Below are 20,138 nucleotides of genomic sequence, written 5' to 3'. Positions count from 1 at the left end.
CTGAGACACCGGAATATTAGTTTAAGCTTAAGTAATCAGCTACACCTTTTCTATCGGCTTTCATAGCGTCTTTTCCTTCTTCCCAGTTTGCAGGACAAACTTCTCCGTTTTTCTGAACGTGAGTATAAGCATCGATTAATCTAATGAATTCTTGTACGTTACGTCCTAGTGGCATGTGGTTTACACCTTCGTGAAATACAGTTCCTTCTTCATCGATAAGGTATGTAGCTCTGTAAGTTACATTATCTCCTTCTAGAGTTATATCTCCAGTTTCTTCATCATAAGACTCACCAGTAATGTCAAGAATACCTAGACGAGAACTTAGATTACGATTTGAATCTGCGATAATTGGATAAGTTACACCTTCAATACCACCATCATCTTTTGGAGTATTTAACCATGCAAAATGTACCTCTGGAGTATCACAAGATGCTCCTACTACCATTACATTTCTTTTTTCAAACTCTTCTAAAGCAGATTGGAATGCATGTAATTCAGTAGGACAAACAAATGTGAAATCCTTTGGATACCAAAACAATAATACTTTTTTATTATTCTTTTGAGCTTCTTCTAATACATTCAATTTAAATGTGTCACCTAAATCGTTCATAGCGTTTACGCTTAGGTTTGGAAATTTTTTACCTACAATAGACATATGTTGTTGTTTTTGGATTTACTTTATTCAAAATTCTATTGCAAATATAAGCTATGATTAGCGCGGAGCCATAAATTTGAAATTCTTAATTTTTATACTGTGATAGAATTTGATTATTGTAGTAGAATTATGCTATAAGGTTATCCTATTTTTGATGTGCTTAAGCCTTATGAGGGTTACTCGCAGAAAGTTCTTTTATCTTTATTCTGAATGCAGCAAATAGCAGAGTCATAAACGGACTCAGATAATTAAAGAAGCTATAACCAATATAAGATACAACAGGCACACCTAAAACACCGCTATGGTAGGCACCACAAGTATTCCATGGTATTAACACTGAAGTTACCGTACCAGAATCTTCCAAAGTTCTACTTAAATTTTCTGGAGCGAGACCTTTGTCCTTATATGCCTTTGCAAACATTTTTCCTGGCACAACAATAGCTAAATATTGGTCTGAGGCAGTTATGTTAAGTGCAAGACAACTAACCACTGTACTTGCAAAAAGACCAAAAACGCTATCAAAAAGATTTAGTAAGGCTTTACTAATTCTAGCTAAAGCTCCTATGGCGTCCATTATTCCTCCAAAAACCATTGCACAAATAATTAGCCAAATGGTGCCAAGCATTCCCGCCATACCACTAGAAGCAAAAAGGTCATTTAAGGCTTCAGATTCTGTTTCTATGGCTGTGTCTACGGTAATGGCATCCATAATTCCGCGGTAAGCACTAACAAAATTTAGCTCTTCACTTCCGCTAATTTCAAGAACAATATCTGGCTGAAAAATAATCGCAGCTGCAGCTCCTAAAAGTGTTCCTATTAGTAATGCAATTAATGGTGAAGTCTTTCGTACGATTAGAAAAATTACTAATACAGGTACAATAAACAACCAAGGACTAATATTAAAAGAAGTACTAATCGCATGCAAAATTACCGAAGTATCTGTAGTACCATTGGTATCTAAATTTAAGCCAATGATGATGAATATTATTATAGTTACTACAATGGTAGGTACTGTAGTGATGGCCATATATCTTATGTGTGTAAAAAGATTTGTACCAGCCATAGCAGGAGCAAGATTTGTGGTGTCACTTAAAGGAGACATTTTATCTCCGAAATAGGCTCCAGATAAAATTGCACCGGCTGTCATTCCTAAGGGTATTCCTAGGGCATCTGCTATACCTACCAGAGCTATACCAACTGTTGCTGAAGTTGTCCAGCTACTACCTGTAGCAACAGAAATTAAAGAACATATAACCACTGTTGCTGCGAGAAAAATCGTTGGGTTTAAAATTTGTAGACCATAATAAATCATTGTAGGAATAATACCGCTAATTAACCAAGTACCGGCTAAGGCTCCTACCATTAAAAGTATAAGAATAGCCCCCGCTGTACTTTGTATGTTTTTAGCAACCTCATCGATCATGGTATCAAATTTCACTTTATGAAAGTATCCAACGATCGCCGCCACAGCGCCGCCAAGCAGTAAAATAAATTGGTTAGAACCGTCTAAAGCAAGATCTCCATAAACCACCAAAACATTAAAACCAAGCATAAGGATAAGTGCAAATACCGGAATCAGCGCAGCTCCTATACTTAATTCTTTTTTTTCTAAGCTTTCTTCGGGCGGGGTAGATTGGTTTTCCATTCAGTTTGAGAGAGTTTATTTTTCTAAAAAATCAAAAAGATGTTTTTTAGATAAAGTAAAAGTTAGGTCTAAATTAAATTTTGGTTTGTAATGTTACGATTTTAGATAAAAACATGCAAGGTTTCTACATCACACCGCTAAATTAAATCGAATATAATTTGGTGAAAATTGGATAATCACTAATAATTATTAACAATAACGTTTGAAATTTTACTTTTATTAAAAATTTAGAAAGGCGTTTGCGGGCTATTGGTGGTTAAGAGAATAGTCGTACTTTTGTAAGTATTGTTAAAAATTCAACATAAAAACTTATTGTTATGAGTACATATGATGTTGCAGTTATAGGTTCTGGCCCCGGTGGATACGTGGCAGCCATACGCTGCGCTCAACTGGGAATGAAAACTGCTATCATAGAAAAATATTCTACTCTTGGTGGGACATGTTTAAATGTAGGATGTATCCCAAGTAAAGCACTTTTAGATTCTTCGCACCATTATCATGATGCAATAAAACATTTTGAAGATCACGGAATAGAAATTTCAGGAGAAGTGAAAATGAATCTTGAAAAAATGATGGAACGAAAATCTTCTGTTGTTAGCCAGACCTGTGATGGAGTAAAGTTTTTGATGGATAAAAACAAGATTGATGTTTTTGAGGGAATTGGTTCTTTTAAGGATAAAACACATATCAATATTGAAAAATCCGAAGGCGATAATGAAACTATCGAAGCTAAAAATATCATAATAGCCACTGGATCAAAGCCGGCAAACTTACCTTTTATTGATATTGATAAAGAACGAATTATTACTTCTACCGAAGCTTTGAAGTTAAAAGAAATTCCGAAGCATTTGGTGGTTATCGGTGGCGGTATCATTGGTCTAGAGTTAGGGCAGGTGTACAAACGTCTTGGAGCAGATGTCTCTGTCGTAGAATATATGGATAGAATTATTCCTACTATGGATAGCGCGCTCTCTAAAGAGCTAGCTAAAGTTCTTAAAAAACAGGGGGTTAAATTCTATACCAGTACTAAAGTAAAATCTGTAGAGCGTAATGGCGATGAGGTTATCGTTAAAGCAGATGATAAAAAAGACAAAGAAGTAGAACTAAAGGGAGATTACTGTTTAGTTTCTGTAGGTCGCCGTCCTTTCACCGACGGGTTAAATGCTGATGCTGCAGGAGTAGAAGTAGACGACAAAGGTCGTATAAAAGTAGACGATCATTTAAAAACTAACGTTGATAACATTTATGCTATTGGTGATGTCGTAAAAGGAGTGATGTTAGCTCACAAAGCCGAAGAAGAAGGAACTTTTGTAGCTGAAACTATCGCTGGGCAAAAACCACATATTAACTATAACCTGATTCCGGGGGTTGTGTATACATGGCCAGAAGTTGCATCTGTAGGTAAAACTGAAGAACAACTGAAGGAAGAAGGCGTAAAGTATAAAGAAGGAAAATTCCCAATGCGCGCACTTGGTCGATCTAGAGCCAGTGGAGATTTAGATGGAATGGTGAAAATTCTGGCTGACGAGAAAACCGATGAGGTTCTTGGCGTACATATGATAGGTGCACGTACAGCCGATCTTATTGCTGAAGCTGTAACCGCTATGGAATATCGTGCTTCTGCCGAGGATATCGCAAGAATGAGTCATGCGCATCCAACTTTTGCTGAAGCTGTAAAAGAAGCTGCACTTGCCGCTACAGATAATCGAGCTTTACACGTGTAAGCTTTATAGTGAAAATTTATCTTATTATTTACAAAGCCCTGTTTGATCATTTTAAACAGGGCTTTTAAGAAAATAAATGTTTTAATTTTTTACTGTACTAATTCGTTTTAACGACTTTATTATGAAGCTTATCGGTTTTTTTTCATGGACTAAAGTATTGTACTAGTTTGCAGCAAATTTTGCAAACTATCCTAAAATGAAATCAATTTGCTCTAATAAAAGTTTTCTTTTTTTTCTTAATGCTAGCTTATGTTTCTCTCAGGTAGGAGGGACATCAAGACCAGATGAAACTTCAGCTTTAGATGTAGAAAGTACCTCTGGAGGAGTTCTTATCCCAAGGATGACGACATCACAAAGAGATGCAATTGTTTATCCAGCTAAAGGCTTATTAGTTTATGATACTACACGCAAATGTCTAAGTCAGCAGGTAGGTACGCCAGAAACTCCAGATTGGATGTGCATTCGGACCGAAACTGAGTCAAGGTTTTTTACCTTCCAAGTATAAATATAAATACACAAAGTGAAGCTAATAACCTATCTATAGATTTATATGAAGAATATAAATCACAGTTCTCTAAATCATTAGTATCCTCTAATCCTGGATCCTCTATTCCTTATTTTGAAAAAGATGATTTAGAATATCATGTAACAGCTTATGACTAAACTGTTTTGAATATCCATAAAATTAGTGATGAAGGTATTATGAGGTATGATGTAATAGTTCGCGCTACGGCCTGTTCTTTCCTAAATGTTGTACTGGTTGTAAAATAATTTCAGAAGCAATTTTTATGAAAAAATTATTCAGTCTTGTCCTGATCTTATTCTCAATATATTCCGCTTTGGGGCAATGCGATTGTGATGATCTATCAACAATTGTTTTAGAAAACATAAATCGTAGTTCTTATACATTCCTAGCGAATAAGAATTATTGTATAAAAGGAAATGTTGCTATAGAATGGGATGGGATCACTTTCCAGAATAATACCTCGATTTGTCTTTCTGCAAACTCAAAACTCACTAACAATGATCTCAAAGGAAATACTAATGAAAACGTAAAAATAAATATAGGTGAGAATGCCTCTTTTATTTTTGCGGGTGATATTCCGTCAAGTTTTGAAATTACAATCGCAAACGGTGGTGTGATGAAACCGCGCTGGGGAGATTTAGACATAAATGGAAAATTTTTTAATCTAACCAAAGAAGAAGGTGGTAATTTTGATTACAAGACCGTAACTGTGAATTCTATTGAAACCGTCACGATTAATAATTATGGGAATTTTAGAGCAGGTAATTTAACCGTTAATAGTTCTTCTCAATATTTTAAATTAAATAATGAGGGTGTTTTAAATTCCAGTAATTTTAACATATACTCAAAAGAAGTTTTGATTGATAATTTAAATAAAATTGAAACAGGTAATCTAACATTCGATCGCACACAAAATATTATAATTAATAATGATGGTTCCTTTTATCTAAGTTTGTTTTCACTAAATTCAGGAATTGAAAATTTTGATTTTAAGAATACTAAAAATGCTGAGGTAAATTTAACATCCCATATGCATTTAGATTCAGGAGATTCAAATTTTATTAATCAGGGCCTTATTGCTTCAGCCGGAGAAATTGCTTTATCTAATGAAGCTACTTTAAATTTAAATAATTCGGGAAACATTAAGATCAATGGTAATTTCAATTGGGGGGAAAGTAGTAAATTAAATTATTTATATAATATCGGGAAGTTAAAATGTCGGCGGGCAAATGAGTAGTGAGAGTTGTAAACTTGAATTTTATAATTATAAGAGTGCAGAGCTGACAATGTTAGGGCATCTTTACGGTATAGAAGGTCCTAATAAATTTGAAAATTACGGTGTTTTTCATGCCGATGGTTTATATTCAAATGATCCAACACTTCATATGAAAAATGAAGGACAAATGGTTTTAAAGTCTAATTATAGTGATACCGAAGAAAGTTTTTTTTCTAATTGCGGTATCCTGATAATGGAAAATTGGTTTAACTGAAGAGGAACTATTATAAATACAGGAGTTTATAATGTGCCAAATGGAAATATAGCTTTCGAATCTACGGCTGAAATTCAGAATTATAGTGTGATGAATTTAAAGCAGATATTTATGGTTCCTAATTCACTTATTTATAACGAAGGCGAAATTACTTTCTCTGAACCTCCCAATACAAATATCAGATTTGCCGGACCAGGAGCAAATGAACAACCAGAACATTCAGATTCTAATAATTATGGTCAATTTAAGTGGGCTGGCAAACAATCTAATCAATCTGGGTGGGCGCGAGGAAATTTAAATTTTGTAACAACTACACCTAAGAGCATAAACGATAATAATTCCAATAATTCAAATAGCATGTTTGGTAAATGGAATAGTATAGAATTTGATAGTTCAGTAAAATTTGGAAACTGTAATACTTGTACAGTTATTACAGAATATGATCAATGCGCTAATGCTGACGGTGCTTGGCTGGTTATTGGACCAAAATGCATCCCAGTAAACAGGCATTTAAGAACATATTTATAATTACTGAAATTATAAACTAAAAGGCAGCCAACTGGCTGCCTTTTTTCATTCTAAACTGACTCAGAAATTATAAGGTTTTGGCTTTTTAATTGGTTTAGGAAGTAAATTAAAAGCCTGATTAATCTGAGTAAAATTCAATAGGGAAATATTGATTTTTTAGAATGAGATTTTGCATGTTTTTACAGTCTTTTTTTAATGATATTCAGCCAACTTTTCTAAAACCTGTTCTTTAAAACTTCGGCTTATTGGTATCGATTTTTGTCGTATCACCACCTGCTCATTAGTATAAGATTCAATTTTTGGGATCGAAACAATAAAAGAGCGATGCGTTCTTAAAAATTTAGAACTAGGTAGCTTCTCTTCAATCACTGTAATAGTTTCTCTGGTAATTTTCGTATCAGTTAACAGGTGAATTTTTAAATAATCAGCATAGCTTTCGATATAAAGCAATTCTTCAAAATCGATTTTCACCATTTGGCGATCTATTTTTACAAAAATAAATTCGGCTTCTCTTTCAGCGATTTTCGTGATTTCTTTTTCTGAATGATTTTTTCGGTAGTTATTAATTGCATCCAGCAAACGTTCAAAAGAAATAGGTTTTAGTAAATAATCTGCTGCGTGCAAATCAAAACTATCTACCGCATATTCTCGATAAGCAGTGGTAAAAATGATCTGTAAATCTTTATTGATCGATCTGGCAAAGGAAATTCCAGAAATTCCCGGCATATTAATATCTAAAAAAATCAAATGGATGTTCTCTTTGCTAATTACATTAAAAGCTTCAGTAGCGTTATTGCAACGTGCTAGAATATTGATATCTTCAATTTTAGAAAGATGACTTTCCATAATATCCAACGCAACAGGTTCGTCGTCTACAAGAATACAATTAATGGGTGCAGCCATTTATTCAGAATTAATGCTTTTTAAAATTAATCAATTTCAGCATACATCACTTTTTTATGGCTGTTAAAATAATGATTCCCAGCCTGCCAACCAGAAAAGTTACAGTGCCAAAAATAATAGTAAGTAAAGTTACTTTTAATCCACCAGCCAGCATTTCGGTAGAAACATTTCCCCAGCTTTCGATAGCATCGAACATTTCTATTAAACCAATAAACTGAAAAAGAAGTCCACTTACCAAAGCAAATAAACCGATATGATGAATTAAACTGAGCGTTTTTTTGAAAAGATGATCCTGCGAAAATTTTGTGGCAGCAAAAGTAATAAGTCCTATAGTAGTTAAGAAGCAAATAAGGATGGTCCACATAGCGAAAGGCCCACCCTCGTTCATTCTATCGGCCAGTTGGCCAAAAAATCCACGACTTTGATACAGTAATACTAGGTACATAATAATTTTTTTAAAGATTGATGAAGCAAACTTACCAGCCTTTTAGCTTCAAAAAATAACTTTGCGATAGATTACAGGATTTTGCCGCTTTTCTACACTAAAGATATATTTTTAAGTAAAATTATCGCTAAACTTGTAGAAAAGCCAAGCTTTTTTGTAGTTGGTCACAAAAGTTGATCTTACCAGATCATTCTTGCCATATTTGTAAATTAATGTTATTAAAATTGACCATAAAGATATTTATGAAACTATTGCTACACAGCTTATTTTGGGTAGCGGTGCTTTTCTTTTATATGTTCTTTTTTGCAATAGACGATTCAGATTTGTGGTTATCGGCGCGATTTTCTATTTCTTTAATGCCTGTTACAATTGGCACAACTTATACATTTTCTTACACCTTAATCCCAAAATACTTATCTAAACGAAAGTATTTTTTATTCGGACTTTACTCGTTTTACGCTTTAGTAATTTCAGCCTCATTAATCATTTTTTCGGCCTTTTATGGCTATTTGCTGGTGTTTGGATTGCAATGGGAGGGAAGTTACCCGGTTTCTAAAGGTTTAACCTTTATTTATTTTGCGGTTTACCTGGTAATCGTCTTAGGTTGCGGCTTAAGTCTTACCAAATCTTATTTTAAAACTTTAAATAAAAACGAGGAGCTAAAAAATACCCTTCTGGAAAGCGAATTACAACTTAAAATTCAGGAGTTACAGTATTTGAAGATGCAAATTCATCCTCATTTTCTTTTTAATACCTTAAATACCATTTACGGTTTGGCGCTTACTAAGAAGGATTCGGCGCCAGATATGATCTTAAAATTAGCTGATTTGCTGGATTATATTTTATACGAAACCAAGAAGAATAAGGTACCATTAGAGCGCGAAATTCAGCATTTAAAAGATTATATCGAGTTAGAAAAACTGCGGTTTGGGGATCGATTAATTGCTGAAATAAATATTGCTGAATTTTCATCGAATATCGAGATTCCGCCAATGCTTTTTCTGCCATTTCTGGAAAATTCATTCAAACATGGGAAATCTTCTGAAAGAATCCTGAAAATAAAAATGAAGTTTGAAATTATCGAAGATCAGCTATTATTTTTTCTGAAGAATTCGGTGCCGGCTCAAAAAGAAAATTTAGATAAAAATTCAGGAATTGGGCTCGAAAATATTCAAAAAAGGCTCCAGTATATTTATGGGGAAGCTTATAATTTAAATATTTCTACAAGCAAAAATGAATATTCTATCTTACTTAAAATTCCACTTTAATTTTAGTATTTTGACCTATAGAATTTTCAATTTTGTATTGAAGGAATCACTATCTTTAATAGGTTAATCCTAATTTTAAAGATTATGGCAAAAGAAAAGTCACCCTCAAAAAATTCGGCAAAAAAAGAACCGGTTTTGAGTCTAAAAGAAAAGAGAGCGGCAAAAGCTGCGAAGAAGAAAAACAGAAGTTAGTAGGTTAGAAACAATAATTTCATCTCTAAAAATAAAAAGGAGCAAATTTGCTCCTTTTTCTATTTTTTTCTTCTTCTGTTGGCATTTTTATCGCCACGAGTCTTAGGCTTTTTATATTTTTTAGCAATTTCTCTTCTGTACGAACCCCCAAGGTTTACTTTTTTATTTTTCTCTTTTTTCTCGTGAAATGCGGGTCCAGCTTCATCAATTTGTTTGTTAGGATTGTTAATCTCAATTTCTCGTGGACGTTCTTCAGGAATTAATTCATTAGAAATTTTAACTTCAGCAGGAATTTCCATGCTAGGAATTTCCATGTTCATTAAATCTTCGATGGCTTTTAAAGAATCCAATTCTTTTTCCGTAGTAAATAAAATGGCTTGTCCTTTTTTTTCAGCTCTTCCCGTTCTACCAATCCTGTGCATATAGTTTTCAGGATAATTTGGTGTGTCGAAATTTATTACCTGAGAAACATCTTCGATATCGAGACCACGGGCCATAACATCGGTCGCAATCATTATTCGGCTTAAACCTTCATTAAAATCACTTACGTTTTTAAGTCGGTAATTCTGACTTTTCCCGGTATGTACCAAGCTTACCTCTCCCGCAAATTTTTGTCCCAAACTTTCAAAAAGTCGATCTGCAATTCGCTTATCAGAGATGAAAATCAAAATTTTCTTATAGGTTTCTTTATCGGCAAGTAAATGTTTTAAAAGATTGGCTTTTGTATTAAAATTTGGAATAAGATATTTTTGCTGATCGATATTTTCAAGCGGAGTACCACTAACGGCTATCGAAATTTTCTCAGGAGATTTAAAATTTTCGCTGATCATCTGCTCTACAGTTTCTGTCATCGTTGCCGAAAACATAATACTTTGGCGATTGGCAGGAAGTAATTCTACAATATTATTTACCTGAAATTTGAATCCAAGATCCAGCATTACATCAACTTCGTCTATCACAAATCGCTGAATAGATTTTAACTGAACCGCTCTTCGTAAAACCAAATCGTAAAGTCTACGAGGTGTGGCGACTATTATATCCAGGCCACGCATTAATTCCTGTTGTTGTGTATTGATATTTACGCCACCGTAAATACCAGCAACTCTTACATTAATGTAAGCGGTAAGTTTTTCAATTTCTTCTACAACCTGCACAACCAGTTCTCGCGTTGGTACCATAATTAGGATACGCGGATTCTTTTGTGTAGAAAACTTTAGCATTCTTAGCATCGGCAAAAGATATGCAAAGGTCTTTCCGGTTCCGGTTTGCGCGATACCAACCACATCTTTTCCAGACATAATAGGTGCGAATGCCTTTTCTTGGATTGGCGTAGGCTTTTGGAAGTTTAAATCTTCCAGCGCATTACGTAAAGGTGTATTTAAATTAAGATCTTGAAAACTCACAACGAGAGGTTTAATTTTTTGCAAAGGTAGGTTATGAATCCCAAAGTTTTAGCCCCTTTTGCAGTATAAATATTATGCAATGCTAATTTTATAAGTCGCACTAAACTCCTTTTCGGCATCAAGCGCTATAATTCCTTCCTTAGTTTCGATGTTTTGATCGGTACCTTCTATATCTGCAATTCCTAACCAGGGTTCGATACAAACATAAGGAGCGCCAGGTTTTGCCCAAACTCCCAGATTTTTAAAGTCGCTATAAGAAACGCTTAAAATTTCACCGTGATTACTACTTTTTAATCTTACTTTTTTAGAAGCTATATTCTTAAAAATTAAAGCATCTTCATTAAAAAGATCTTTGGTTAGCTGAATTTTATTATCGTCTTCGGTAATCGTTTTGGTTTGATCGCTTACCAGTCCGCTTTTTCCTAAAATGTAAGATTCCAGATTTAAATCCTGGTCGAACTCTAGATAATAATCTTCGTAAGCTTCATTTTTAAAAAGAGGTGCGTTAAAAGCAGGATGTCCACCTATCTGAAAGTAGATTTTTTGATTATCTAGGTTTTTTACTAAGTGGTGAACTTCAATAGTTTTGCCGTTCAGTGTAAAAGTCAGCTCAAATTCGAATTTAAAAGGATATATTTTTACAATCTCTTCAGAACTTTTTAAAATAAAAGTAATGGAAGTTTCAGTTTGATTTTTCACTTCAAGATTGTCATTGTTTCTTACAAAGCCATGTTTGGGCATATCATAAAAACTCCCTTGAAATTTATATTTCCCATCTTTCAAAACACCAATTACCGGGAAAAGATTAGGAGCGTGGCTTCCCCAGATTTCGGGATCTGCCTGCCACATATATTCTTTATTGTTTTCCAGGTTTTTAATGCTGCAAAGTTCTACGCCATTATGCTGAATACCAACTATTAATTGATCGTTTTTTAAAGTATACATTGTCTTTGGTTAGTTTAGGAGATAAATATAAAACCTCTATTTGGTTATTAAGAAGTATAAAACTATAAATATTTCTTATAATTAGGATAGAATGTTTCTTTTAAAAGCAATAAGCCAGGTGCTATATTAAAAGTAAATTTGTAGTAGAAAAACAATATTATGAAACGTATACTAGGATTCGCAGGATCTAATAGCAGTAAATCCATAAATGCACAATTGGTGGCTAATTTATTAAATCGACTTTCGTCTGATTTTGAAACCAATCAAATTGATATTCGTGATTACGAATTGCCTTTTTATGGAGAAGATCTAGAGAACGAAAAAGGTATTCCTAATAAAGCGCAAGATTTTGCTGCAGAGATCGAAAAGAACGATGCCCTTATAATCGCAATTAACGAGCATAACGGAAGTCTTTCAGCAGTTTTTAAAAACTTAATCGATTGGGTATCTAGACATAACCGTGGTTTTTTGAGCGGTAAAAAAATACTTCTAGTAGCCGCGTCACCTGGTGGAAGCGGTGCTGCAACTGCAATGGCCTATGCTAAAACGGCGTTCGGGATTTTTGGAGGAGATGTAGTGGCAACGCTAAGTTTTCCAAACTTTTACGATAACTTTAAAGAAGGAGAAATAACCAATACTGCAATAGAATCTGAAATTACTTCAAAATTAAATACTTTTGCGCAACAAATTTAATGAGCGTGCGTACAAAAGCGATATTTGATATTTCAGATCCTCTTTTATTTAAACAGCAATTGCTGTCCTGGGCATCCTGTTGCGAAGAAGTGGTATGGTTAGACAGCAATGCTTATCCAGATACCTATCGACAGTACGATGCTGTTTTGGCAGTGGAAGCTTTTACTGCAATAAAGACCGATACGCAAAATGCTTTTGAGAAACTGAAAGAATACCAGCAAACCACAGCCGATTGGATTTTTGGTTACCTTTCTTACGATTTAAAGAATGATACGGAATATTTGAAAAGTAAGAATAGCGACGGACTTCATTTTCCGGAGCTGTACTTTTTTCAGCCTCAAAAGTTATTTTTACTGAAAGGAAATAAGCTTGAAGTTCAGTATTTAAGAATGGTTGATGATGAAATCGAACTAGATTTTACTGAAATTAACGAGATTGTAATTGCTGAAAAAGGTACTGAAAATCAACAAAAATCGTCCAATATTCAATCTAGGCTTTCTAAAGAAGCTTATCTGGAGAAAGTAGAAACGATGCTGAAGCATATCCATCGTGGCGATATTTACGAAGCTAATTTTTGCCAGGAGTTTTATGTTGAAGATGTAGATTTAAATCCTATTAAGGTTTTTGATCAATTAAATGCGATTTCGAATCCGCCTTTTGCTAGTTTTCTAAAGTTAGAAGATTACTACGCAATGTGCACTTCACCGGAACGTTACCTTCAGAAAAAAGGAAATCACGTTATTTCGCAACCTATTAAAGGAACTGCAGCGAGAGATAGCGATCCAGGAATTGATGCTTCAACTGCACAAAAGCTTTCTGAAGATGATAAGGAGCGTTCAGAAAATATCATGATTGCAGATTTAGTGCGCAATGATCTTTCTAAAACAGCTTCAAAAGGAAGTGTGAAGGTAGAAGAACTTTGTAAAGTGTATTCATTCAAACAGGTACATCAGCTTATTTCTACAATTTCAGCAGAAATTTCAGAAGAGATTCCAGCTGTTGAAGTTTTAAAAACTACATTTCCTATGGGTAGTATGACGGGAGCTCCTAAAATTTCAGCAATGAAAATTATCGAAGATCTAGAAGAAACAAAACGTGGTTTATACAGTGGCGCAATTGGTTATTTTACTCCTGAAGCCGACTTCGATTTTAATGTGGTAATACGAAGTATTCTTTATAATGCTGAACGAAAGTATGCGTCATTTTCGGTAGGCGGTGCTATAACCGCGCAGTCTAATCCAGAAAAAGAATATAATGAATGTATGGTTAAAGCTAAAGCCATGCGACAGGTTTTAGAATCTCAAAGCTAATATTAGACCCAAAATAGTAAACTTTAAAATTTTGGCTTATCGATTTTCGTATCTTTGATTTATGGAAAAAGCCTTTAATAATCATCTAAAATTAAACTTTCCTTATCTATTTAATTCCAAACTTATTCTTGCGGTAAGTGGGGGAGTTGATAGTATGGTTTTAATGCATCTTTGTAAAAAAGCCAAACTTGATTTTGCAGTGGCGCATTGTAATTTTAATCTGCGAAATAGTGAAAGTGATGCCGACGAAGAGTTTGTGGTAAGAGCGGTGCAAAACTTGAATATTAAAGTGCATATCCAAAACTTTAATACAAAAGCATTTGCTGAAGAGCATAAACTTTCCATACAGATGGCGGCGAGGGAATTGCGTTATCAATGGTTCGAAGAATTGCGGATTTCTGAAAATGCCGAGTATATTTTAACAGCGCATCATGCTAACGATTCTTTGGAAACTTTTCTAATAAATCTGGTTAGAAGTACCGGCCCTGAAGGCTTGGCAGGTATTAAAGAAGAAAATGAAAACATACGACGCCCCTTATTAAATTTCAGTAGGGAAGAGATAGAAACTTATGCCAAAGAAAATAAAATTTTATGGCGAGAAGATAGTAGTAATGCGTCTACAAAGTATCTTCGGAATAAAATACGGCATCAGGTTATTCCTCTTTTAGAAGATATGAATCCAAAGTTTTTGGAAGGTTTCAGTAACACTCAGGAATATCTGAAGCAACAACTTAATTTAGTAGAAGATTATACGGAGCTTATTTATAAAAAGGCGGTAAAAAAGGTAGCATATGGTTATGCTATCGATGTACTTTTTTTAGAGCGTCTTCCAAATAATAAAGCAGTTTTATATCAGCTTTTAAAAAGTTTTGGATTTACAGAATGGGATGATGTACATCATTTACTTAAAGCACAATCGGGTAAAATGGTGTTTTCTAGTACCCATCGTTTAGTAAAAGATCGTGATGAACTGATTTTAACCAAAATCGACCAATCACACCTGAAAAAAACTTATGAAATTCAGCAGAATGAAGATAATTTTATGATCCCATCTGGATCCTTTAGTTTTTCTGAAGTAGATAAAATACTGGAAAAAAATAATCATACGATTTATGTCGATTTAGAAAAATTGCAATATCCATTAATTCTTAGGCGATGGGAAGAAGGTGATGTTTTTTATCCTTTTGGAATGAAGGGGCGTAAAAAAATTAGTGATTTTTTTAAAGACAATAAGTTTTCTTTACCTGAAAAAGAAAACACCTGGCTTCTATGTTCTGGCGATAAAATTGTGTGGGTTGTTAACCAGCGGGCCGATAATCGTTTTGCGATTACTTCTAAAAGTAAAAGAATTTTGAAGATTGTTTCGCACTAAACAAAAGTAGCATGACGATAAAAAAATCGCTGTAAATTTCAATTGTTATTTATTGCAAATGTGAAGACTAATATGGAATAAGTTAGAGTGATTAAACATTTTTTGAAATAACTATAGAACCATAATCTTCGAAAAATCAGCAGTAATTACTGATAGCACATAGCTAAGAAAGAAAATCCTTTATGATTTGGTGTGTAATTTCTATCTTTATGGATTAAAAAATAACAACTAACGAATGAATTTCTATCAGCGTTCACTGCTTTATACATTTTTACTTTTTATTGTATTTCATGTAACCGCACAAAACAACAGCGATTATAACATTAAAGATCATTATACAAAAACTGAAGTAGATATTCCCATGCGGGATGGTACCAAACTTCACACCACTATCTATTCGCCAAAAGATACTTCTCAGGAATATCCAATGATTATGCAGCGCACGCCCTACAGTTCCAGGCCTTATGGTGAAGGGCAAATGCGATCTAAGATTGGTCCGAACGAATATTTAATGAAAGAAGGCAATATTATTGTTTATCAGGATGTTCGTGGTCGCTGGATGAGCGAAGGAAAGTACGATAATATGCGTGCGTATATTCCAAACAAAAAAGGGAAGCAATTTGATGAATCTAGTGATACTTACGATACCATCGATTGGTTGGTTAAAAATGTAGATAACAATAACGGAAACGTTGGAATGTGGGGAATCTCTTACCCTGGTTTCTACTCTGTATATTCTTTGGTAGATTCACATCCAGCTTTAAAAGCGGTTTCTCCACAAGCAGGAATTTCAGATTTCTTTTTTGACGATTTTCATCATAATGGCGCTTACTTATTAAGTTATTGGAGAGCAACAGCACTTTTTGGATATCAAAAAGACGCGCCAACTACAGAAAGTTGGTACGAACTTCCTGGACTTGGAACTCAGGATCAATATCAATTTTTCTTGGATCACACTCCACTAAGTTCTTTAGATGAATATTATAAGGAAGACAACGAATTTTGGCAACAACTAAAAGATCATCCCAATTATGACGAATTTTGGGAATCTAGAGGGATTATTCAGCACCTAGAAGATGTAAAACCAGCGGTAATGGTTGTTGGTGGCTTATTTGATGCCGAAGATCTTTACGGTCCTTTTAATGAATATAAAAAGATAGAGAAAACCAGCAATACCTATAATATTTTGGTTTACGGACCTTGGAGTCATGGCGATTGGGCTCGAGAAAGTGGCAGGCAAGCAGTAGGAAATGTATATTTTGGAGATAGTATCTCTACTAGATTTCAGCAAGATTACGAAACAAAATTTTTCAATCATTTTTTAAAGCAAAATGGTAAAGGTGCGCTAGATTTAGCTGAAGCGCATATGTATGATACTGGAAAAAGAGAATGGACAGATTATAATCAATGGCCGCCTAAAAATACCGTTTCAAAAACTTTTTATTTAGGAGAAAATCAGGAATTAACTACCCAACCTGAAGATAGTAAGCAGGAATTTGTAAGTGATCCAGAAAAGCCTGTTTCTTATAATAACGAAATTAAAACGGTTTTTACTCCAAGGGAATATATGACGGGCGATCAACGTTTTGCTGCCCGAAGACCGGATGTCTTGGTTTATGAAACCGAAGTATTAGATGGAGATTTATCTGTAGTTGGTGAAATTGAAGCAATGTTAAAGGTCGCTACCACAGGAAGTGCAGCCGACTGGGTGGTGAAAGTAATCGATGTATATCCTCCAGACGCCGAGAATTATCCTGAAACTATGGATCATTTAAAAATGAGTAACTACCACATGATGGTGCGTAGCGAAGTGATGAGAGGTCGTTTTAGAAATGATTTCTCTAAGCCAGAACCATTTGAACCAAATAAAAAAACAGATGTAAATATTACGCTTCAGGGTGTAAACCATACCTTTAAGAAAGGTCACAAGATGCAGATTCAGATTCAAAGCACTTGGTTCCCACTAATAGATCTTAATCCTCAAACTTACGTGGATAATATTTTTAAGGCTGAAAAAGAAGATTTTCAGAAACAAACCCATACTGTTTTTGGTGATTCAGCTATTAAATTTTCGGTATTAAAAAAATAAGAACCAATGTTCAGAAATTTTAGATTTGCAGGAACTGTTTTGTTTATTTTAGCGATTACTTCTTGTAATAACGAAAAACAGGGAGATTATTCTGAAAAAGAAATCGCAGAAGCATCCAGTAAACTGAATCGATATTTTGAAGATCAGTTTGAGATCGAAGTTCAGGAATCCCCAATGATGCAAACCCAGCTGGGTAGAAAAACGAACTATGGCAAGTGGGATGATTTTTCGCATTTACGATACGCCGATGAATTAAAACAGGCAAGAGAGCGTAAAAATTATATCGATAATATAGATCCAAATTCGTTAAATCCAGAGACCAATCTTAGCTATAAACTATATAAGCAAAATGTAGAAAATGAAATTGAAGATTACGAATTTCGTTTTTACAATTATCCGGTAAACCAAATGTTTGGCTATCATGCCGATCTACCTGCTTTTCTTATCAATAATCACAGAATAGATTCGATTGCAGATGCCCAAGCTTATATTTCTAGATTAAAAGGATTTACAAAAGCTTTTGATGAAGTAATTGGTGGGATCAAAATTAGAGAACAAAACGGTATTGTTCCCCCAAAGTTTGTTTTCGAGAAAGTTATCGATGATAGTCGAAATATCATAAAAGGAAAGCCTTTCGAAAAATCTGAAAATGCCAGTACACTTTTAGCAGATTTTAAGAAGAAACTGGAAAAATTAGAAATTGAAAATAGCAAAAAGCAGCAATTGATTACTGAAGCAGAAAAAGCTTTAGTAGAACATGTTCAGCCGGCGTATTTGTCTTTAATCGACCTATTAGAAACTCAACAAAAACGAGCCACTACACAAAATGGAGCCTGGAAGTTTCCGAAAGGAGATCAATTTTACGAGTTAGCTCTTAAAAGAACGACAACCACTAATATGTCTGCAGACGAAATTCATGAATACGGTCTTAGCGAAGTTGCAAGAATTCATGGAGAAATGGAAAACATCATGGATGAGGTTCAATTTGAAGGTTCGTTACAAGATTTCTTTGAATTTATGAGAACCGACGAGAAATTTTATTATGATAATACTCCAGAGGCAAAAGAAACTTATCTGTCAGACGCCAAGGGAATTATCAATAAAATGCGTGGTCGTTTAGACGATTTGTTTTTGACAAAACCAAAAGCAAAAATTAAAGTAAAAGCGGTGGAGACATTCCGTGAAAAAAGTGCAGGCAAAGCATTTTATCAACAACCAGCACCAGATGGATCTCGACCAGGAATTTTCTATGTTAATTTGTATGATATGCAGGCCATGCCAACCTATCAATTAGAAGCTCTGGCGTATCACGAGGGTATACCTGGGCATCACATGCAAATTGCCATTGCTCAGGAATTAGACAGTATTCCAAAATTTAGAAAATTTGGAGGTTATGGAGCTTATGTAGAAGGTTGGGGATTGTACAGTGAATATATTCCTAAAGAGATAGGTTTTTATAAAGATCCGTATTCAGATTTTGGACGTTTGGCTATGGAATTATGGAGAGCATGTCGATTAGTAGTAGATACCGGAATTCATCATAAAAAGTGGACACGGGAAGAAGGAATCGAATATTACAAAGCAAATACACCAAACGCCGAAAGTGACTGTATTAAAATGGTAGAGCGCCATATAGTTATGCCGGGACAGGCCACGGCTTATAAAATAGGGATGAAAAAAATCCTGGATTTAAGAGAAAAAGCTAAAGCTTCCTTGGGCGATAAATTTAATATCAAAGAATTTCATGATGCAGTGCTTTTAGATGGGGCCTTGCCGCTTAATGTGTTAGAAACCAAAATAGATAACTGGATTGCAAATAACAAATAAATAAAAGATCGTTCTGCAAGTTTGTAGAACGATTTTTCTTTAAATAAAATAGGATTGGAAAATAAAACCGAGTTAAAAACTGTAAAATTGGTAAATGCTGCCAATACCGAAGTGAGCATCGTAAATTTTGGAGCTGCCATTGGTAGTATAAAGTTTTACGATAAAAATCAAAAAATGGTGAACGTTATTGTATCACCATTAATTGAAGATTTGCCATCGCCCCTAAATAAAGCTCATAATCAATGTTTTGGTGCTTCTATAGGAAGATATGCCGGAAGAATAACAGAAGGTAAATTTGAGTTGGACGGAAAAGATTTCAGTTTACATCAGGAAAACGGAGTGCATCTTCACGGTGGGGAAAATGGTTTTCACTATAAATACTGGGAGTTTGTAGAAGAAAATCACGACGAAAATCCATCGGTTAAATTAAAATATTTTAGCAAGCATAACGAAGAAGGATATCCAGGTAATCTCGAAGTATTTGTAACCTATACACTCCACGAGGATAATAATTTGGTAATAGAGTACGAGGCCAAAACCGACAAGAAAACAGTAATAAACCTAACTAATCATGCCTATTTTAATCTAAACGGAGAAGGTAGTGTTAGTGATCACTTTCTAAAAATTAATGCCGATAAGATTCTCGAAATAGATGAGAAACAACTACCAACCGGCAATCTTAATAATCTTAGAGGGCACGCTAAAGATTTTGGTCATAATCGTTTGATTGGTAACAGAAATCTTGACGATACATTTGTATTGAATAGTGACGGAAACGAGTTAGCTGCTCAGCTTTTTGCACCGCTTACAGGAATTAAGCTGGATATGTCTACCAATCAGCCTGGCGTAGTAGTTTATGCTCCAGAAGCTTTGCCTGAAGATCTAACTTATCAAACAAGAATATCTGAATTTCCATCGATTTGTTTTGAAGGGCAAAACTTTCCTGATGCACCAAATTTTAGAAATTTCCCAAGTGCTTTTTTAGAACCAGGAGAAGATTATTATAACAGAATTAGCTTTAAATTCAGTGTGAAAAAATAGTAAAAATGACTATAACTGTAATTTTTACATTTATAAATTAAAAAAGTGATATCTTTAGCATAATATTGTGAAAATTTTATTT

Annotated in this window: 18 protein-coding genes; 12 read left to right on the top strand and 6 right to left on the bottom strand. The window is 34.3% G+C overall.

Annotated features, from left to right (window positions below; genetic code table 11):
• Positions 1 to 16 precede the first annotated feature (16 nt).
• Positions 17 to 655, bottom strand: a complete 639-nt coding sequence (locus tag PBT89_RS11275; RefSeq protein ID WP_270061999.1) for a peroxiredoxin — start codon at positions 653 to 655, stop codon at positions 17 to 19.
• A 160-nt stretch (positions 656 to 815) separates the two neighbouring features.
• The gene (nhaC, locus tag PBT89_RS11270) at positions 816 to 2,300 is read right to left on the bottom strand and encodes a Na+/H+ antiporter NhaC (protein ID WP_270061998.1); all 1,485 of its coding nucleotides are present in this window, start codon (positions 2,298 to 2,300) and stop codon (positions 816 to 818) included.
• 317 nt (positions 2,301 to 2,617) lie between these two features.
• On the opposite strand from nhaC, the gene lpdA reads away from it, so the two are divergent.
• The 5 genes from lpdA (at position 2,618) to PBT89_RS11245 (ending at position 6,568) form a co-directional block, all read left to right on the top strand.
• Positions 2,618 to 4,024 (top strand): dihydrolipoyl dehydrogenase, encoded by a 1,407-nt coding sequence (gene lpdA / locus PBT89_RS11265; RefSeq protein ID WP_270061997.1) that lies wholly within the window; start codon positions 2,618 to 2,620, stop codon positions 4,022 to 4,024.
• Positions 4,025 to 4,220: 196 nt separating this feature from the next.
• Positions 4,221 to 4,529 (top strand): hypothetical protein, encoded by a 309-nt coding sequence (locus tag PBT89_RS11260; protein WP_270061996.1) that lies wholly within the window; start codon positions 4,221 to 4,223, stop codon positions 4,527 to 4,529.
• Positions 4,530 to 4,812: 283 nt separating this feature from the next.
• Positions 4,813 to 5,787: a hypothetical protein gene (locus PBT89_RS11255; protein ID WP_270061995.1), complete on the top strand. Its 975-nt coding sequence runs from the start codon at positions 4,813 to 4,815 to the stop codon at positions 5,785 to 5,787.
• A complete protein-coding gene (locus tag PBT89_RS11250; RefSeq protein ID WP_270061994.1) occupies positions 5,780 to 6,040 on the top strand; it encodes a hypothetical protein in 261 nt (86 codons plus the stop codon). Before PBT89_RS11255 ends, PBT89_RS11250 begins: the two co-directional genes overlap by 8 nt.
• 33 nt (positions 6,041 to 6,073) lie before the next feature.
• Complete coding sequence (locus tag PBT89_RS11245; protein ID WP_270061993.1) at positions 6,074 to 6,568, top strand: hypothetical protein; 495 nt, start codon at positions 6,074 to 6,076, stop codon at positions 6,566 to 6,568.
• A gap of 192 nt (positions 6,569 to 6,760) precedes the next feature.
• Here the strand turns inward: PBT89_RS11245 and PBT89_RS11240 are convergent, their stop codons facing one another.
• Positions 6,761 to 7,471: a LytR/AlgR family response regulator transcription factor gene (locus PBT89_RS11240; protein WP_270061992.1), complete on the bottom strand. Its 711-nt coding sequence runs from the start codon at positions 7,469 to 7,471 to the stop codon at positions 6,761 to 6,763.
• A 46-nt stretch (positions 7,472 to 7,517) separates the two neighbouring features.
• Positions 7,518 to 7,916, bottom strand: coding sequence for a hypothetical protein (locus tag PBT89_RS11235; protein WP_270061991.1), 399 nt, complete (start codon positions 7,914 to 7,916; stop codon positions 7,518 to 7,520).
• A gap of 242 nt (positions 7,917 to 8,158) precedes the next feature.
• Here PBT89_RS11235 and PBT89_RS11230 point away from each other — a divergent pair, with 242 nt between their 5' ends.
• Positions 8,159 to 9,184 carry a sensor histidine kinase gene (locus PBT89_RS11230; RefSeq protein WP_270061990.1) on the top strand — a complete coding sequence of 342 codons (1,026 nt, stop codon included), beginning with the start codon at positions 8,159 to 8,161 and terminating at the stop codon, positions 9,182 to 9,184.
• Positions 9,185 to 9,435: 251 nt separating this feature from the next.
• Here PBT89_RS11230 and PBT89_RS11225 read toward each other — a convergent pair whose 3' ends face one another.
• Both PBT89_RS11225 and PBT89_RS11220 read right to left on the bottom strand, forming a co-directional pair.
• Positions 9,436 to 10,779, bottom strand: coding sequence for a DEAD/DEAH box helicase (locus PBT89_RS11225; RefSeq protein WP_270061989.1), 1,344 nt, complete (start codon positions 10,777 to 10,779; stop codon positions 9,436 to 9,438).
• A gap of 72 nt (positions 10,780 to 10,851) precedes the next feature.
• Entirely contained in the window at positions 10,852 to 11,724 is an 873-nt protein-coding gene (locus PBT89_RS11220) for an aldose 1-epimerase family protein (RefSeq protein WP_270061988.1), read from the bottom strand.
• A 159-nt stretch (positions 11,725 to 11,883) separates the two neighbouring features.
• Between PBT89_RS11220 and PBT89_RS11215 the strand changes: the two genes are divergently transcribed.
• The 6 genes from PBT89_RS11215 to PBT89_RS11190 all read left to right on the top strand — a co-directional run bounded on the left by PBT89_RS11215 (position 11,884) and on the right by PBT89_RS11190 (position 20,056).
• Positions 11,884 to 12,417, top strand: coding sequence for an NADPH-dependent FMN reductase (locus tag PBT89_RS11215; RefSeq protein WP_270061987.1), 534 nt, complete (start codon positions 11,884 to 11,886; stop codon positions 12,415 to 12,417).
• Positions 12,417 to 13,727, top strand: a complete 1,311-nt coding sequence (locus PBT89_RS11210) for an anthranilate synthase component I family protein (protein WP_270061986.1) — start codon at positions 12,417 to 12,419, stop codon at positions 13,725 to 13,727. Before PBT89_RS11215 ends, PBT89_RS11210 begins: the two co-directional genes overlap by 1 nt.
• Positions 13,728 to 13,788: 61 nt before the next feature.
• Complete coding sequence (gene tilS, locus PBT89_RS11205; RefSeq protein ID WP_270061985.1) at positions 13,789 to 15,099, top strand: tRNA lysidine(34) synthetase TilS; 1,311 nt, start codon at positions 13,789 to 13,791, stop codon at positions 15,097 to 15,099.
• Positions 15,100 to 15,334: 235 nt separating this feature from the next.
• A complete protein-coding gene (locus PBT89_RS11200) occupies positions 15,335 to 17,188 on the top strand; it encodes a CocE/NonD family hydrolase (RefSeq protein WP_270061984.1) in 1,854 nt (617 codons plus the stop codon).
• A 6-nt stretch (positions 17,189 to 17,194) separates the two neighbouring features.
• Positions 17,195 to 19,015 carry a DUF885 domain-containing protein gene (locus tag PBT89_RS11195; RefSeq protein WP_270061983.1) on the top strand — a complete coding sequence of 607 codons (1,821 nt, stop codon included), beginning with the start codon at positions 17,195 to 17,197 and terminating at the stop codon, positions 19,013 to 19,015.
• Between the two features lie 54 nt (positions 19,016 to 19,069).
• A complete protein-coding gene (locus PBT89_RS11190) occupies positions 19,070 to 20,056 on the top strand; it encodes an aldose epimerase family protein (protein WP_270061982.1) in 987 nt (328 codons plus the stop codon).
• Positions 20,057 to 20,138 lie beyond the last annotated feature (82 nt).

The sequence above is a fragment of the Zunongwangia sp. HRR-M8 genome, assembly GCF_027594405.1.
Classification (GTDB): domain Bacteria; phylum Bacteroidota; class Bacteroidia; order Flavobacteriales; family Flavobacteriaceae; genus Zunongwangia.
This window is presented reverse-complemented; position numbering and strand designations above follow the sequence as displayed.

Coding starts and splice junctions, on each gene's coding strand:
- nhaC (WP_270061998.1), bottom strand. CDS start 2,300: ATGGAAAACCAATCTACCCCGCCCGAAGAAAGCTTAGAAAAAAAAGAA.
- PBT89_RS11195 (WP_270061983.1), top strand. CDS start 17,195: ATGTTCAGAAATTTTAGATTTGCAGGAACTGTTTTGTTTATTTTAGCG.
- PBT89_RS11200 (WP_270061984.1), top strand. CDS start 15,335: ATGAATTTCTATCAGCGTTCACTGCTTTATACATTTTTACTTTTTATT.
- PBT89_RS11215 (WP_270061987.1), top strand. CDS start 11,884: ATGAAACGTATACTAGGATTCGCAGGATCTAATAGCAGTAAATCCATA.
- PBT89_RS11210 (WP_270061986.1), top strand. CDS start 12,417: ATGAGCGTGCGTACAAAAGCGATATTTGATATTTCAGATCCTCTTTTA.
- tilS (WP_270061985.1), top strand. CDS start 13,789: ATGGAAAAAGCCTTTAATAATCATCTAAAATTAAACTTTCCTTATCTA.
- PBT89_RS11255 (WP_270061995.1), top strand. CDS start 4,813: ATGAAAAAATTATTCAGTCTTGTCCTGATCTTATTCTCAATATATTCC.
- PBT89_RS11230 (WP_270061990.1), top strand. CDS start 8,159: ATGAAACTATTGCTACACAGCTTATTTTGGGTAGCGGTGCTTTTCTTT.
- PBT89_RS11220 (WP_270061988.1), bottom strand. CDS start 11,724: ATGTATACTTTAAAAAACGATCAATTAATAGTTGGTATTCAGCATAAT.
- PBT89_RS11240 (WP_270061992.1), bottom strand. CDS start 7,471: ATGGCTGCACCCATTAATTGTATTCTTGTAGACGACGAACCTGTTGCG.
- lpdA (WP_270061997.1), top strand. CDS start 2,618: ATGAGTACATATGATGTTGCAGTTATAGGTTCTGGCCCCGGTGGATAC.
- PBT89_RS11260 (WP_270061996.1), top strand. CDS start 4,221: ATGAAATCAATTTGCTCTAATAAAAGTTTTCTTTTTTTTCTTAATGCT.
- PBT89_RS11275 (WP_270061999.1), bottom strand. CDS start 655: ATGTCTATTGTAGGTAAAAAATTTCCAAACCTAAGCGTAAACGCTATG.
- PBT89_RS11235 (WP_270061991.1), bottom strand. CDS start 7,916: ATGTACCTAGTATTACTGTATCAAAGTCGTGGATTTTTTGGCCAACTG.
- PBT89_RS11250 (WP_270061994.1), top strand. CDS start 5,780: ATGAGTAGTGAGAGTTGTAAACTTGAATTTTATAATTATAAGAGTGCA.